Source organism: Mesorhizobium sp. LjRoot246 (genome assembly GCF_964254115.1).
Classification (GTDB): domain Bacteria; phylum Pseudomonadota; class Alphaproteobacteria; order Rhizobiales; family Rhizobiaceae; genus Mesorhizobium.
Genome location: NZ_CAXUSN020000001.1, coordinates 2,570,264 through 2,584,628 on the forward strand (window position 1 = coordinate 2,570,264; position 14,365 = coordinate 2,584,628).

Genomic DNA, 14,365 nt, shown 5'->3' on the forward strand with positions numbered 1-14,365 from the left:
GTCGTCGGATTTCGCGGGCATGATTATATAATCGGGAAACGAGTTCCCCGATGCGCTTTCCACCCGCCTTCCTCGACGAGATACGCGACCGCGTGCCGATTTCATCGGTTATCGGCCTGCGCGTCGCGTGGGACCGAAAGAAGACCAACGCGCCGCGCGGCGATTATTGGGCCTGCTGCCCGTTCCATGGCGAGAAGAGCCCGTCCTTCCACTGCGAGGACAAGAAGGGCCGCTACCATTGTTTCGGCTGTTCGGTCTCGGGCGACCATTTCAAGTTCCTCACCGAACTCGACGGGATGAGCTTTCCCGAAGCGGTCGAGAAGATCGCCGACATGGCCGGGGTGCCGATGCCGGTCCGCGATGCGCAGGAGGAGCGGCGCGAAAAGGAACGCGCCAGCCTGACCGATGTCATGGAGATGGCGACCGCCTTCTTCCAGGAACGGCTGCAAGGGCCGGAAGGCGCGAAAGCCCGCGCCTATCTTCGCGATCGCGGGCTGACGCCGGCGACACAGCAATCGTTCCGGCTCGGCTTTGCGCCCGACAGCCGCAATGCGCTCAAGGAGCATCTCGCCGCCAAGGGCGTCCCGAAAGCCGATATCGAAGCCTGCGGACTGGTGCGCCACGGCGACGACATCCCGGTTTCCTATGACTGGTTCCGCGACCGCATCATGTTCCCGATCCCGGATTCGCGCGGCAAGATCATCGCCTTCGGCGGCCGCGCGCTGCAGCCGGATGCGCTGGCCAAATACATGAACTCGCCCGACACCGAGCTCTTCCACAAGGGCAATGTGCTCTACAATTTCGCCCGCGCACGCAAGGCTCTGGCCAAGGGCGGCACCGTCATCGCCGTCGAAGGCTACATGGACGTGATCGCGCTGGCGCAGGCCGGCTTCGAGAATGTCGTGGCGCCGCTCGGCACCGCGCTGACCGAAAACCAGCTCGAACTGCTCTGGCGCATGGCGCCGGAGCCGATGTTGTGTTTCGACGGCGACAAGGCCGGGCTGAAGGCGGCGTGGCGGGCCGCCGACATGGCGCTGCCGTCGGTGCAGGCCGGGCGCTCGGCGCGCTTCGCGCTGCTGCCGGAAGGCAAGGATCCCGACGACCTGGTCAAGGCCGAAGGACCGGATGCCTTTAGTCGCGTCCTGGCCGATGCGCGGCCTCTGGTCGATCTGTTGTGGATGCGTGAGACGGCCGGCGGCGTCTTCGACACGCCGGAGCGGCGGGCCGAGCTCGAAAAGACGCTGCGCGAACTGACCAGCCGCATCCGCGACGAAAGCCTGCGCTACCATTATCAACAGGAGATGCGCGAGCGCGTGTTGAGCTTCTTCGGCTCGCAACGCGGCACCAGGCAAGGCGGCCGCCAGGACTGGAAACCGGGGCAGGGCAAAACGCCCGCACCCGGCGGACAGTTCGCCAAGAGCGGTGGCGGCCGCATCGCGATCACCGAAAGCCTCGGCCAGTCGGCTTTGGTCAAGCGTGGCGGGGAGGGGATGTCGGTGCGCGAGGCGACGATCATCGTCGCACTGGTCAACCATCCGGCGCTGATCGACGAGAATTTTGCCCATATCGAATTTCTCGATCTCGCCAACTCCGATCTGAGGCGGCTGCATGCGGCGATCCTCGACGCGATGGCGCATGACATGGCCAATGATCGTCAGGCGGTTATCGCGACGATCGAACGCGCCGGCTGCGCCGAGATCTGGGAGCGGGCCGTCGGCCTGATCCGCCGAATGCGGCAATGGCCGGCGCTGGAGACCGCTGCCCTTGACGATGCCCGCGACGCTTTCAGCCAGGCGCTGCACTTGCAGCGCAGCGCGCGCACCTTACATAAGGAGCTGAAACAGGCGGAAGCGGCGCTCGCCACCGATCCCACAGACGAAAACTACCGGCACCTGATCGAAATTCAGGCGCAATTTCAGGATGTACAGGCCACGGAAGCGCTGATCGAAGGATTTGGCGTTTCCTCTGGCAGGGCTGGGCGAGCTTAGTTTGAAGCGAAGGCGTTGGTGCGCGTCCAAATGGCGCGTAACGGGCTAAGTCGGGTAATTGATTCGCTTTTTTCATGCGAATCATGCGAGAGGCGCTTGACCTTCTGGCAGAATGGCGGAATCAGGACGATTCGAAACGTTAACCCGAGCCCGCGTCGACGGGAAATAAGCGATGTGAGGTACTGGTCACTGGACAGGCAGCCTGCCTGCCACAGATATCAGGGTTAATCTGGACTTAATGCATGTCGCCCAAAAGTGAAACCGGCTTTGGGGCAACGACATGCACCAACAAATGAGTTGATGCAGTTACTGGCCCGGTGAAGCGCGTTCCTAAGCGAGCGCATCCGATTTGACTGGTCCGACAGCTTACGCGGCTTTGATGTTCGGCCGCTAGGAGAAGAAAAAGACTATGGCGACAAAGGAAAAGGAAGAGGTCGAAACCGAACGCGAAGGCGCCACCGATGGCCCTCTGCTCGACCTTTCCGATGATGCTGTCAAGAAGATGATCAAGGCCGCCAAGAAGCGCGGCTATGTCACCATGGACGAGCTGAATTCGGTGCTGCCTTCCGAGGAAGTGACCTCCGAGCAGATCGAGGACACGATGGCGATGCTGTCCGACATGGGCATCAACGTGGTCGAGGACGACGAGCAGGGCGAGGAGCCCGAGGCCGCCGACACCGCGGCCGATGCCGAGGAAGACGCCAACGAGCTGGCCGAGCAGACCGGCACCGCGGTCGCCGCCACCACCACCAAGAAAGAACCGACCGATCGCACCGACGATCCGGTGCGCATGTATCTGCGCGAGATGGGCTCGGTCGAGCTCCTGTCGCGCGAGGGCGAAATCGCCATCGCCAAGCGCATCGAGGCAGGCCGCGAGACGATGATCGCCGGTCTGTGCGAAAGCCCGCTGACCTTCCAGGCCATCATCATCTGGCGCGACGAACTCAACGAATCCAAGATACTGCTGCGCGAGATCATCGATCTCGAAGCCACTTATGCCGGTCCCGAGGCCAAGCAGGCACCGGTGGTCGAGCGCATCGAGGAAGCCAAGGTCGAAGACAAGCCGCGCCGTTCGCGCGACGACGAAGACGACGTCACCAATGTCGGCGCCGATACGCGCGGGCTGACGGATGACGATGAGGAAGACGAGGACGAAGCGAGCCTGTCGCTGGCGGCGATGGAAGCCGAACTGCGTCCGCAGGTGATGGAGACGCTCGACGTCATCGCCGACACCTACAAGAAGCTGCGCAAGCTGCAGGACCAGCAGGTCGAGAACAGGCTGGCCGCCGCCGGCACGCTGTCGCCCAGCCAGGACCGCCGGCTGAAGGAACTGAAGGACCAACTGATCAAGGCGGTGAAGTCGCTGTCGCTCAACACGGCGCGCATCGAGGCGCTGGTCGAGCAGCTCTACGACATCAACAAGCGCCTGGTGCAGAACGAAGGCAAGCTGCTCAGGCTCGCCGAAAGCTACGGCGTGCGCCGCGAGGAGTTCCTGAAGGAATATCAGGGCTCGGAGCTCGATCCGAACTGGACGCGCTCGATCGGCAATCTGACCTCGCGCGGCTGGAAGGAATTCACCAAGAACGAGAAGGATGCGATCAAGGACTTGCGCGCCGAGATCCAGAACCTCGCCACCGAAACGGCGATCTCGATCCTGGAATTCCGCAAGATCGTCAACCAGGTGCAGAAGGGCGAGCGCGAAGCGGCAATCGCCAAGAAGGAAATGGTCGAGGCCAATCTGCGCCTCGTCATCTCCATCGCCAAGAAATACACCAATCGCGGCCTGCAGTTCCTCGACCTGATCCAGGAAGGCAATATCGGCCTGATGAAGGCGGTCGACAAATTCGAATACCGCCGCGGCTACAAGTTCTCGACCTACGCGACATGGTGGATCCGGCAGGCGATCACCCGTTCGATCGCTGACCAGGCGCGCACCATCCGTATCCCGGTGCACATGATCGAGACGATCAACAAGATCGTGCGCACCTCGCGCCAGATGCTGCACGAGATCGGCCGCGAGCCGACGCCGGAAGAACTGGCCGAAAAGCTCGCCATGCCGCTCGAAAAAGTGCGCAAGGTGCTGAAGATCGCCAAGGAGCCGATCTCGCTCGAAACGCCGGTCGGCGACGAGGAGGATTCGCATCTGGGCGATTTCATCGAGGACAAGATGGCGATCCTGCCGATCGACGCGGCGATCCAGGCCAATCTGCGCGAGACCACCACGCGCGTTCTGGCCTCGCTGACGCCGCGCGAGGAGCGCGTGCTGCGCATGCGCTTCGGCATCGGCATGAACACCGACCACACGCTGGAAGAAGTCGGCCAGCAGTTCTCGGTCACCCGTGAGCGTATCCGCCAGATCGAAGCCAAGGCGCTGCGCAAGCTCAAGCACCCGAGCAGGTCGCGCAAGCTGCGCAGCTTCCTCGATAGCTGAGACCTATCGACTGCAAACGAGTTCAAGGGCGCCGATGGCGCCCTTTTTCGTTCGCGATCGCCCTCACGATCGCCCTCTTGCGGACCGCGCCCTTCGGGAGGATAATTTCGCATCGGATGCATTTTCTGGGCGACAACCCGGATGCCCGCCCCGGTGAAGCCGCCGTGCTCCGTGGCCCCGGAGGGAGGTGTGCCATGACAAGCTACATCGTGCTGATGAACTGGACGGAGCAGGGCGCCAGAAACGTGCGCGAGTCACCGAAGCGGCTCGACGCCGCCAGGAAGCAGCTGGGAGACATGGGCGGATCGTTCAAGGCGTTTTACCTGACCATGGGCGAATACGACATGGTGGCGATGGTCGAAGCGCCCGACGACGCGGTCCTGGCGCGTTTCTCGCTGATGCTGGCGGCGGCCGGCAATGTCAGGACGCGGACGCTGAAGGCGTTCCCCGAATTGGCCTACCGCGAGATCATCACCTCGCTCGGATAGAGCCCGTAAAAAGCGCGTCGGGTTGAAACGGATTGTTTGTGCATGGCGTCATCCAAACCGCTGCGCACTTTTGGGTGACGTGCGCTAGGATATGGCCATGTCCGAACCGCATTCCCATTCGCATCTTTGGCCCGGCGTGCCGCTCGCGCTTGGCTCGGCCGCCTTGTTCGGGGCGACGCCGCCGCTCAGCAAGCTGCTGCTCGATGGCGTCAATCCCTTCATGCTGGCCGGGCTGCTCTATCTCGGTGCCGGTCTCGGCCTTGCTTTGTATCGCCTGCTTCGGGGCAGGCAGGCCGCGGTCGGGGAAGCGCAGCTGACCGCTCGGGATATTCCCTGGCTGGCACTGGCAATCGGCATGGGCGGCATCATCGCGCCGGTGCTGCTGATGTTCGGCTTGAGCTTCAACACGGCGTCCAGTTCGGCGCTGCTGCTCAACCTGGAAGGGCTGGCGACGATGGCGATCGCCTGGCTCGTCTATCGCGAGAATGTCGACCGGCGCCTGCTTCTGGGCGCCTTCGCCATTCTGGCGGGCGCCGTTCTTCTGTCCTGGCAAGGTGAGGGCATCGCTTTCAACCGTGGCGCCCTGCTGGTGGCGGGGGCTTGTCTGGCCTGGGGGATCGACAACAATTTTACGCGCAGGATCTCGGCCACCGACCCGGTGGTGATCGCCATGCTCAAAGGGCTGGTGGCAGGGGTTGTCAATGTTGGGCTGGCGCTTGCCGGCGGGGCTTTGTTTCCCCCGGCGTCGGTCATTGCGGCGATCGCGGCCGTCGGTTTCTTCGGCATTGGGGTCAGCCTGGTGATGTTCATCGTGGCGCTGCGTCATCTGGGCACCGCACGGACAGGGGCCTATTACTCGCTCGCTCCCTTTATCGGCGCGTTGCTGGCCATCGCTATCCTGGGCGACGCCGTCACGCTCAAGCTTGTGGCCGCCGGGCTGCTGATGGGCGTGGGCCTGTGGCTGCATCTGTCGGAACGCCATGAGCACGAGCACGACCATGAGGAACTGGAACACGAGCACAGCCATGTGCATGACGAGCACCACCAGCACCATCATGACGGGCCGGTGAGCGAGCCGCATTCGCATTGGCACCGGCATGCGCCGATGCGCCACCGGCATCCGCATTATCCCGACCTGCACCATAGGCATGGCCACGGATAAATGCTGACCGTCTGGTACAACACGCGCTGCCCGGTCTGCGATGCCGGCATCAGCCGGCAGAAGCGGCGGCTGATAGAAGCGGTCAAGGCCGGAAGGATCGAATTTCGCGACATCAACTTTGAACCGGCAGCGCTTGCCGGACATGGCGCTTCGCTTGAGGATATCCGCCGCCGGCTGCACGCAACCGACGCGAAGGGCAAGCTGCTGGTCGGCGCCGATGTCGCCATCGCCGTCTGGAAGGTCACGCCCGGCGAGGGCTGGCTGGCGACCTTGTTCGGCAATCCGGTTGCCTTGCCTCTGACACGCTTTGCCTATGATCGCTTTGCCGATCTTCTCTATGCCTGGAACCGGCGCAAGGGCCGCTGGTAGCCCGTCGCCGCCGCCGCTCGAAATGGCCGGTCCGAGTGGCTGGTGCTTCGCTCAGATACATCGTAAGATATATCTTGACTCTGGTGGCTGGCGAGCCTAATTAAGATATATCGTAAGATATAACTCTAAGGAGCAATCAATGCACAAACATTTTGGGCACAATCATTTCGGCGAGCGCATGTTCATGCATATGGCCGGCAAGTTTGGTGGCAGAGGGGGCGGCGGGTTCGGCCCGTTCGGGCACGGTGGTCGTGGCGGCGGACGCGGCGGTCCGGGCGACATGTTCCGCGCCGGGCGTATGCTGGCCGACGGCGACCTGAAGCTGATCACGCTGTCGCTGCTGGCCGAGGCGCCGCGCCACGGCTACGACATCATCAAGGCGCTGGAAGAGCGCACCAGCGGCATCTACAGCCCGAGCCCGGGCGTGGTCTACCCGACCCTGACCTTCCTGGAAGAGGCCGGCTATGCCTCCTCCGCCGCCGACGGCAACAAGAAGGTGTTTTCGATCACCGAGGCTGGACAGGCGCATCTCGCCGACAATCGCGAGATGATCGACGGTGTGCTCGACCATCTCGAGCGCTTCGGCCGCAAGATGGCCAAGGCGCGCGACTGGTTCGGCTGGAACGACGAGAGCGAAGAGGGCGGACGCCGCGGCGGCCGTGGTGGACGCTCGGAAGCGCGCGACGAATTCCGGGCTGTCCGCCACCGGCTGCGCGCGGCCCTGGGCGACTTCGTCGATGCCCCGGCCGACAAGCAGTCCGAGGCGATCGCCATTCTCGAGGCCGCCGCCGAGGCCCTGGAAGCGCTGTCGCACAGGTAACGTCTCCTGGACAGCCAGACGCAGCCCTTGCCGGGTGGGCCAAGGACCGATAGTGAAATTCATCCCGCGCCACGCTACATGGTGGTGCGGGATGAATGCTGTTGGAGGAAGCCCGATGTCTTTTCTGAAGCGTCTTTTCGGCGGTAGCGGCGGCAGTGAAGCGGCCGAAGCAAAAAACGCGCCACCGGCCAAGCAGGTCGAGCACAAGGGCTTCCTGATCAGCGCCACGCCCTACAAGGCGGATGGCCAGTACCAGACCTGCGGTATCGTCTCCAAGGAGATCGACGGCGTGGTGAAGGAACACAAATTCATCCGCGCCGACCGTTTCGCCGGGCTCGACGACGCCGTCGACATCTCGATCAAGAAGGGCATGCAACTGGTCGACGAGCAGGGCGATCGGATTTTCGGGTAGACCGGAACTGGTTTTGCGCCAGCAGGCGCTCATCGCCCGATGGATTGCTGCCTAAGCAGGCGGGCCTGGCGCCACGATAGGCTCTCCGTTCGAGGTCGAGCTGCGACCATCATGGATCAAATCGTCCTAGTGGGATCGATGGTCATCAGGCGTGCCCTGGCCTCGATCAGATGCCTTTGCGCGGCCCTTATCCGGTCGCACAATGCGAGATTAAGGGCGGTGCCACCTTCCTCATCCAACAAGTCATTCGCGCATTTCAGCGAGTGCTCGGCTCTTCTTATGCGCAGTCTGGCTTTGGCCGCTTCGATGCTGTGAATTTCAATCATTGCGCCGCGTCCTTTGCGGTTCCGGTCCCTTCATTGACTAAACCGCCGTTGAACGCATTGGTTCCGGCGCAGCGAATATGGCTGCGGCCCCGCCCGCTATTTCGTTGTGGTGTTGAATTCACGGTTTGCCGCATAATCGATAACGAAGGTGCCCTCGGGAGCGCGAACGCCCTGCTTTACATTTGATATAGCTACCGTTGTAGTAAGTCCCTTCTCGTCGATAAGGCTCCATCTGCGCAAATCCAGTGATTTTCTGTCAAACACCATGGAGATGCTCGAATTGCCGAAGGCCGATCTGTCGGCCAGCTTGATAATAATTTGAGCGCCATCGTCCCTGATGCTTTTGAGGCGACTGCGGGAGAAGTCGACCTTATCGTCGAGCAGCAGCTTAAGCGGCGTCTTCGAGAGAGCATAAAGCCGCGATGTCTTCAGCTTCCTATTATAAACCACCAGAGATTTGCCGTCCGCAATGACGCTGATCCCTGATTGACCTGCATAGTTGAACCGGATCTTGCCCGGGCGTTGTAGAAAAAACCTGCCACGGGTCTTTTCCGCTTTTGGACCCGACTGGACGAAGTCCCCGGACATGGACTTCACCGATGAAAAGTGATCGGCAATCGTCTTCGCGTCAACGGGCGCCGCCGAAATCGCGGCCGTAAATGCGACATCTATCGCGGCAGCGCTGACGACGGCAAACAAGAAACCCAGCAGCTTTTTGATCCGATAGGCCATTCGACTGTTCTAACCCGAGCAGACGCGTGATCGGAAGAGATCACGCGTCTTGAGATCAGGAGCTTTTCAATCCATCGATCCGTTACCTCCGTTCAAGGGGCCTGGGCTGGTGAAGCACAACTCCTGTTGCCCCGCTACGCCGGCTGCAACTCCCTTCGCGGCAGTGGTGGGAAGGCGATGGCGATGCCGACGGCGCCGAGGCCGATGAGGGCCGAGCCGATGAACAGCCAGGAATAGTTGGCGTAGGCATCGAAGACCATGCCGCCGGCGAGCGGCCCCAGCGCCATGCCGAGGCTGGACAGCATGGTGGCGGCGCCGAACACGGTGCCGAGGATGCGCTGGCCGAAATATTCGCGCGCCAGCACCGCATAGAGCGGCATGACGCCGCCATAGGTGGCGCCGAAGATGACGGCCAGCATGTAGAATTGCTCGAGCCGGCTGATCGAGAGATAGGCGGCAATGACGATCGCCTGGATCGCCAGGCCCGCGATCAGCACCGGCTTGACGCCAAGCCGGTCGGCAAGCACGCCGTAGAAAAGCCGACCGCCGAGGCCTGCCAGGCCTTCGACGCTGTAGATCGAGACCGCGGCCATGGGGGCGACGCCGCACAGCATGGCATAACTGACCATATGGAAGATCGGCCCGGAATGCGCCGCGCAGCAGGCAAAGAAGGTCAGCCCCAGCACGATGAATTGCGGCGAGCGCAGCGCCTGGCCGACCGTCAGGCCGGCGCCCTCGGCCACCGGCGCGGAGCCGGTATCGGCCACGACTGGCTTCGGCGGCTGGCGGACCAGCAACACGGCCGGCAACAGCAGCACCCAGGCGGTGATGCCGATGTCGAACATGGCGGTGCGCCAGTCATAGGCCGAGATCAGCCAGCGGGCGAAGGGCGAGATCGTCATCGGCGCCACGCCCATGCCAGCCGAGACCAGCGAGACGGCAAGGCTGCGATTGGTGTCGAACCAGCCTGTGGTCAGCGCGATCATCGGCGCGAAAAAGGCGCTTGCGGCGAGGCCGACCAGCACGCCATAGGTGATCTGGAAGCTCAGCAGCGAACCAGCGCGGCTGGCCAGCACCAGCGCCAGCCCGAGCAACACCGCGCCGATCGTGACGACGATGCGGGCGCCAAAGCGGTCCGACAGGGCGCCCCAGGCAAAGCCGCCGAGGCCCATCACCAGGAAATTGAGCGTCATGGCGCTCGATATGCCGGCGCGCGACCAGTTGGTGTCGATCGCCATCGGCTCGAGGAAGATCGCCAGCGAAAACATCGTTCCGATGGCGACACAGGACATCAGCGCGCCAGCGGCGACGATGACCCAACGATAGGAAAGGCTCATTCAAATCTCCCATGCCAGAGGGCAGCGCTGCGCGCTGCTTGCATCCGAAGGACGCTGGCACCGAGGCCGATCCTACAATCCGGTTGCATTTTTTATCCAGTTTGAAAGGGCGCCGTTTTCAGTGGTCTTTTTGGACGCAGCGATATCTGCAGCGCGGCTATGATCTTGCGCACGTGCAATACCCCCTCTGCTATTCTCGCGGATGCTGGTTTCATTCGTTCACATGGTCCATGCGGGCAAGGCTGTCCCCCAGCACCACCAGCGAGACGCCCAGAAGCGCGATATCCTTGATCAGGAACTGGCCTGCCGGTCCGAGCGCCGGAAATCCCAGAGTTGCCTCCCATATCGGAAAGGCCAGCATGATCGACGAGGTGACGAGGAAGGTGAGCGACGCCATCGCGCCACCAATGATCCCCGCAATCGCTGACCAGGGACTTGCCAGCAGCAGGAGGGCCGTGGCGATTTCGACGACGCCAAGCATGTAGGAAGTGCCCGCCTCGCCGAATGCCCGGTACATCCAGGCCAACCATGGGGTCAAACTGATCAACGGCTTCAATGCTTCAATCTCCACGGCCGTAAACTTCATGCCGCCGATCAACAAGAGCGGAAGCACGACACCGGCGAAGGCGATGATGCGGCCCGCACGTACGACTTTAGCCGTCTGCGCGAGCAGCGACGATCGCAACGCCCTGGCTACCGGCCGATCGGAATCCGTCGATTTGAGATCTGTCATCTCTCATATCCTTGTGTTTGTCGCCGGCTGGCCAAGAGCGTCAGATTTCTGCCAAATGTTCCGCCAGCATGTCGAAGCTCTCGTTCCACCCAAGTTCATGGCCATCCCGGACTTCCACCGTGTCGAAGCTGGCCTGATGGAAAATCATCTTCGTCTTCCCGTCCTCTTCAACGAACGTGATGGTCACGATTGTCGCCGGCCCGGGCTTGCCCGAAGCGTCTTCCCAGGCATGTGTCAGGACCAGCCGAGACGGTGCGTCGACCTCGCGGATCACGCCCGTTTCCGCTGTGTCCGAGCCGTCCTCATGACGCGATGCGACGCGCCATTTGCCGCCCGGACGCAGATCGACTTCGCAAGAAAGCGTGGCGTAGCCGCGCGGCCCCCACCAGTGAGGGATATGGTCGGTTTGCACCCAGACGGCGAACACAAGTTCGCGCGGAGCATCGAAAATGCGGGTGATGGACAGTTCGTGCCGTGTCGTGCCAGTCGGATCACGCATCCGCTTTCCCCTCCTGCAACTGCTTCAGATGATCTTCCATCCGGTCAAATCGCGCTTCCCACAGCGGCCTGTAGAACCCAAGCCAGGCGTCTACCGCCGCCAGCCGCCCCGTCTCGATTCGCCGTGGTCGCCATTGCGCCTTGCGGCCCTGCACGATCAGGCCTGCTTTCTCCAGTACCTTCAGGTGCTTGCACACCGCAGGCCCGCTGATGTCGAACGGCTCTGAGAGTTCCGCCACGGTCGACTCGCCCGAAGCCAGCCGCGCAAGGATCGCGCGCCGCGTCGGGTCCGCCAGCGCAGAAAAGGTCAACGAGAGATCATCGAGGGCCACTAGTATCTCACCATTCGGTTATCTATTTAACTGGTGATATACACAGTGTGGTCCGACCCGTCAAGCGGGCGAGATGGCCTGCTGTTTTCTGGCTCAGCCACCAAGGCTGTTGTCGTTCCAGCAGCCTCGGCTCTTCCGCGGCACGAATCGGCTCGACCCGTTCGAATTGACGCGCCTCGCAGCTTCGTGAATTTCATGCGTGAGATGTCGGTCCCAACGAGCATTGGCAGAGCAGGATTGCCGAGACGGATTGATGGCCGGTGTCGTCTCGCTCGCGGATTTGCCGAGGATCAGATCGGCAGTTCCGACGTGTATTTGATCGTCTGGCTGGGAACGTCGGTCTTGACGTTCTGCACGCCCTTGATGCGGCTCAGGTGCTCCGACTGGAAGCGGCGGTAGTCGTCGATGCCGGCCGCCACCACGCGCACCATGGCGTCGCAATCGCCGAGCATCAGGTAGCATTCCATCACCTGCGGCAGTTTGGCGACTTCGGTGGCGAAATGCTCGATCGTGTCCTCGTCCTGCGTCTTCAGCCAGATGCGGGTGAAGAAGGTTAGGCCCTTGCCGATGCTGGCGGGGTTGAGCACGGCGACATACCGGTCGATGACGCCGGCTTCCTCCAGCAGCTTCACGCGCCGCAGGCAAGGCGAGGGCGAGAGGCCGACCTCATTGGCCAGATCATTGTTGGCCATGCGGCCGTCGCGCTGCAGCGCCCGCAGGATCCGCTTGTCGATCTCATCCAGCTTCATGGCCGCAAATTCCATCTATTCGGCGATCTGTGTCACTCAATGCCAAAAAATGATGGAATACAACAATCTTCGCAACCAAATTGTGGCCCGGTGCCGGTATGTTTGCCGCCGACATCACGAGAGTCCAGACGCAACCGGAAGCGGCGGCCGCGAGGCCAGCCGATGGAGACGCATGAGTATTTCACAGGCAGTCGAGACGGCGGGCGATGGTTCGAGGTCCGAATTCCGGCGTGGCGTGACGTCCTGCGCGGCGGTGCTGTTCGGCACCATCCCCTATGCGCTGGTGCTCGGCGCCCAGGCCACGCAGAAAGGCTTGAGCACGGTCGAACTGTCCATGATGACAGGGCTGAACTTTGCCGGCGGCTCGGAATTCGCCGCCATCCAGTTGTGGACGTCGCCGCCGCACATCGTGCTCATCGTCGCCATCACCTTCCTGGTCAACAGCCGTCATCTGCTGATGGGCGCGGCATTGGCGCCGTTCCTGCGCGGCCTGCCGCGGCGCAAGGTGTTTCCGGCACTGTTCTTCATGTGCGACGAAAGCTGGGCGCTCGGCCTTGCCGATGCCAGGCAGCGCGCCGCCGCCGGCATGATGCCTGCCTTCAGTCCGCGCTATTATATGGGCGCGGCGCTTGCGATGTATGTGACATGGGTGGCCTTCACCACTCTGGGTGCCGTGCTCGGGCCGATGCTGGGCCATGTCGAGACCTATGGCTTCGACATGGCGTTCCCGGCCGTCTTCCTGGTGCTGATGCGCGGCATGTGGACGGGCATGGCCGCGGCGCGGCCCTGGTTGGTCAGCCTGGTCGTGGCAGCGCTGGTTTATCTCTTCTTCCCGGGTGCCTGGTATGTCGCCGCGGGTGCGGTGTCGGGTCTGGTCGCGGCCTGGCTGATGGCAGGTGATGCATGATCGATTCAGCGACCCTTCTCACCATCGTGCTGATGGCCGGCGTCACCTACCTGACGCGGATCGGCGGCTATGTCCTGCTGCGCAACCGCACGCTCAGCGCCCGCGCTACAGCCGTGATGGAGGCAGCGCCCGGCTGCGTGCTGATCTCGGTCATCGCGCCAGCCTTCGTGTCGAGGAACCCGGCCGACCTGCTGGCGCTGGCGATCACCCTGGTTGCCGCCACGCGGCTTTCCATGCTGCCGACCGTGCTGATCGGAGTCAGCGCCGCTGGTCTGCTGAGGCACCTCATCGGCTAGAACGAAAAGGCAGGCGCGCACGCCTGCCTTTCGATACGGACGAATTTCGACGCTTTACGCGGCAGCCGCGACACCCTGGCTGGCGGCCACCACGGCATCGACCTTGGCGGTCGCCTTGGCGAGCGCTGCTGCCACCGCGTCAGGACCCATGCCGACGCCTTCGATGCGGATGACATCGACATCGGTCATGCCGAGGAAGCCGAGCACGCCGCGCAGGTAGGGAATGGCATGATCGAACTGCACGGCAGCGCCTTCCGAATAGATGCCGCCCGAAGCCAGCACGATATAGACCTTCTTGCCGGAAACGAGGCCCTTGGGGCCGTTCTCGCCATAGGCAAAGCTCTTACCGGAACGGGAGATGTGGTCGACCCAGGATTTCAGCGTCGAGGAGATGCTGAAGTTGATGAAGCCGGTGGCGAGGATCACGGTGTCGGCGGCGAACAGCTCGTCGAGCACGACATCGGAGACGCCGACGACTTCAGCCTGGCGCGGGGTGCGGGCTTCGACCGGCGTGTAGATGCCGCTGGCATAGTCGGCGTCGATATGGGGCAGCGGGTTGGCGACGAGGTCGCGCACAACAAGCGTGTTCGACGGATCGGCGGCGACGAACTTTTCAGCGAATTCGGTAGCGATGCGGGTCGAATGCGAGGCAGCGCCGCGCGGGCTCGAAGTGACAAGAAGAACAGACATTTGGGGGCTCTCCAGCTGGGATGATTTGTCCCGCCAGATATGGGGCTATCGATCCATTCGATAAACTGGTATATTTTCTATACAATCCATCCATG

The 14,365-nt window shown here is 62.5% G+C and carries 17 protein-coding genes; 9 read left to right on the forward strand and 8 right to left on the reverse strand.

Annotated elements, in window-relative coordinates:
• The first annotated feature begins 50 nt into the window (after nucleotides 1-50).
• From dnaG to ACSQ3L_RS12440, 7 genes are all read left to right on the forward strand, one after another.
• Entirely contained in the window at nucleotides 51-1,988 is a 1,938-nt protein-coding gene (dnaG, locus tag ACSQ3L_RS12410; protein WP_436160207.1) for a DNA primase, read from the forward strand.
• 409 nt (nucleotides 1,989-2,397) lie between these two features.
• Nucleotides 2,398-4,419: an RNA polymerase sigma factor RpoD gene (gene rpoD / locus ACSQ3L_RS12415; protein ID WP_436160208.1), complete on the forward strand. Its 2,022-nt coding sequence runs from the start codon at nucleotides 2,398-2,400 to the stop codon at nucleotides 4,417-4,419.
• Between the two features lie 194 nt (nucleotides 4,420-4,613).
• On the forward strand, nucleotides 4,614-4,907 hold the full coding sequence (locus ACSQ3L_RS12420; RefSeq protein ID WP_436160209.1) for a GYD domain-containing protein: 294 nt from the start codon (nucleotides 4,614-4,616) through the stop codon (nucleotides 4,905-4,907).
• 97 nt (nucleotides 4,908-5,004) lie between these two features.
• A complete protein-coding gene (locus tag ACSQ3L_RS12425; RefSeq protein WP_436160210.1) occupies nucleotides 5,005-6,069 on the forward strand; it encodes a DMT family transporter in 1,065 nt (354 codons plus the stop codon).
• Nucleotides 6,070-6,438, forward strand: a complete 369-nt coding sequence (locus tag ACSQ3L_RS12430) for a thiol-disulfide oxidoreductase DCC family protein (RefSeq protein ID WP_436160211.1) — start codon at nucleotides 6,070-6,072, stop codon at nucleotides 6,436-6,438.
• Nucleotides 6,439-6,577: 139 nt separating this feature from the next.
• Entirely contained in the window at nucleotides 6,578-7,258 is a 681-nt protein-coding gene (locus ACSQ3L_RS12435; protein ID WP_436160212.1) for a PadR family transcriptional regulator, read from the forward strand.
• A 115-nt stretch (nucleotides 7,259-7,373) separates the two neighbouring features.
• Nucleotides 7,374-7,670 carry an HlyU family transcriptional regulator gene (locus tag ACSQ3L_RS12440; RefSeq protein ID WP_436160213.1) on the forward strand — a complete coding sequence of 99 codons (297 nt, stop codon included), beginning with the start codon at nucleotides 7,374-7,376 and terminating at the stop codon, nucleotides 7,668-7,670.
• Between the two features lie 116 nt (nucleotides 7,671-7,786).
• Here the strand turns inward: ACSQ3L_RS12440 and ACSQ3L_RS12445 are convergent, their stop codons facing one another.
• The 7 genes from ACSQ3L_RS12445 to ACSQ3L_RS12475 form a co-directional block, all read right to left on the reverse strand.
• On the reverse strand, nucleotides 7,787-7,996 hold the full coding sequence (locus ACSQ3L_RS12445; protein ID WP_436160214.1) for a hypothetical protein: 210 nt from the start codon (nucleotides 7,994-7,996) through the stop codon (nucleotides 7,787-7,789).
• Between the two features lie 96 nt (nucleotides 7,997-8,092).
• A complete protein-coding gene (locus ACSQ3L_RS12450; RefSeq protein WP_436160215.1) occupies nucleotides 8,093-8,728 on the reverse strand; it encodes an outer-membrane lipoprotein carrier protein LolA in 636 nt (211 codons plus the stop codon).
• 134 nt (nucleotides 8,729-8,862) lie between these two features.
• A complete protein-coding gene (locus ACSQ3L_RS12455; RefSeq protein ID WP_436160216.1) occupies nucleotides 8,863-10,065 on the reverse strand; it encodes an MFS transporter in 1,203 nt (400 codons plus the stop codon).
• 211 nt (nucleotides 10,066-10,276) lie between these two features.
• A complete protein-coding gene (locus tag ACSQ3L_RS12460) occupies nucleotides 10,277-10,798 on the reverse strand; it encodes a YkgB family protein (RefSeq protein ID WP_436160217.1) in 522 nt (173 codons plus the stop codon).
• A 40-nt stretch (nucleotides 10,799-10,838) separates the two neighbouring features.
• The gene (locus ACSQ3L_RS12465; protein ID WP_436160218.1) at nucleotides 10,839-11,297 is read right to left on the reverse strand and encodes an SRPBCC domain-containing protein; all 459 of its coding nucleotides are present in this window, start codon (nucleotides 11,295-11,297) and stop codon (nucleotides 10,839-10,841) included.
• Nucleotides 11,290-11,628 carry an ArsR/SmtB family transcription factor gene (locus ACSQ3L_RS12470; protein ID WP_436160219.1) on the reverse strand — a complete coding sequence of 113 codons (339 nt, stop codon included), beginning with the start codon at nucleotides 11,626-11,628 and terminating at the stop codon, nucleotides 11,290-11,292. The genes ACSQ3L_RS12465 and ACSQ3L_RS12470 overlap by 8 nt, the downstream gene beginning before the upstream one ends.
• 290 nt (nucleotides 11,629-11,918) lie before the next feature.
• Complete coding sequence (locus ACSQ3L_RS12475; RefSeq protein WP_013530158.1) at nucleotides 11,919-12,377, reverse strand: Lrp/AsnC family transcriptional regulator; 459 nt, start codon at nucleotides 12,375-12,377, stop codon at nucleotides 11,919-11,921.
• 172 nt (nucleotides 12,378-12,549) lie between these two features.
• On the opposite strand from ACSQ3L_RS12475, the gene ACSQ3L_RS12480 reads away from it, so the two are divergent.
• Nucleotides 12,550-13,284, forward strand: a complete 735-nt coding sequence (locus ACSQ3L_RS12480) for an AzlC family ABC transporter permease (protein ID WP_436160220.1) — start codon at nucleotides 12,550-12,552, stop codon at nucleotides 13,282-13,284.
• The gene (locus tag ACSQ3L_RS12485) at nucleotides 13,281-13,580 is read left to right on the forward strand and encodes an AzlD family protein (RefSeq protein ID WP_436160221.1); all 300 of its coding nucleotides are present in this window, start codon (nucleotides 13,281-13,283) and stop codon (nucleotides 13,578-13,580) included. Before ACSQ3L_RS12480 ends, ACSQ3L_RS12485 begins: the two co-directional genes overlap by 4 nt.
• Before the next feature lie 54 nt (nucleotides 13,581-13,634).
• Here the strand turns inward: ACSQ3L_RS12485 and ACSQ3L_RS12490 are convergent, their stop codons facing one another.
• Complete coding sequence (locus ACSQ3L_RS12490; protein ID WP_436160222.1) at nucleotides 13,635-14,270, reverse strand: FMN-dependent NADH-azoreductase; 636 nt, start codon at nucleotides 14,268-14,270, stop codon at nucleotides 13,635-13,637.
• Between the last annotated feature and the right edge of the window lie 95 nt (nucleotides 14,271-14,365).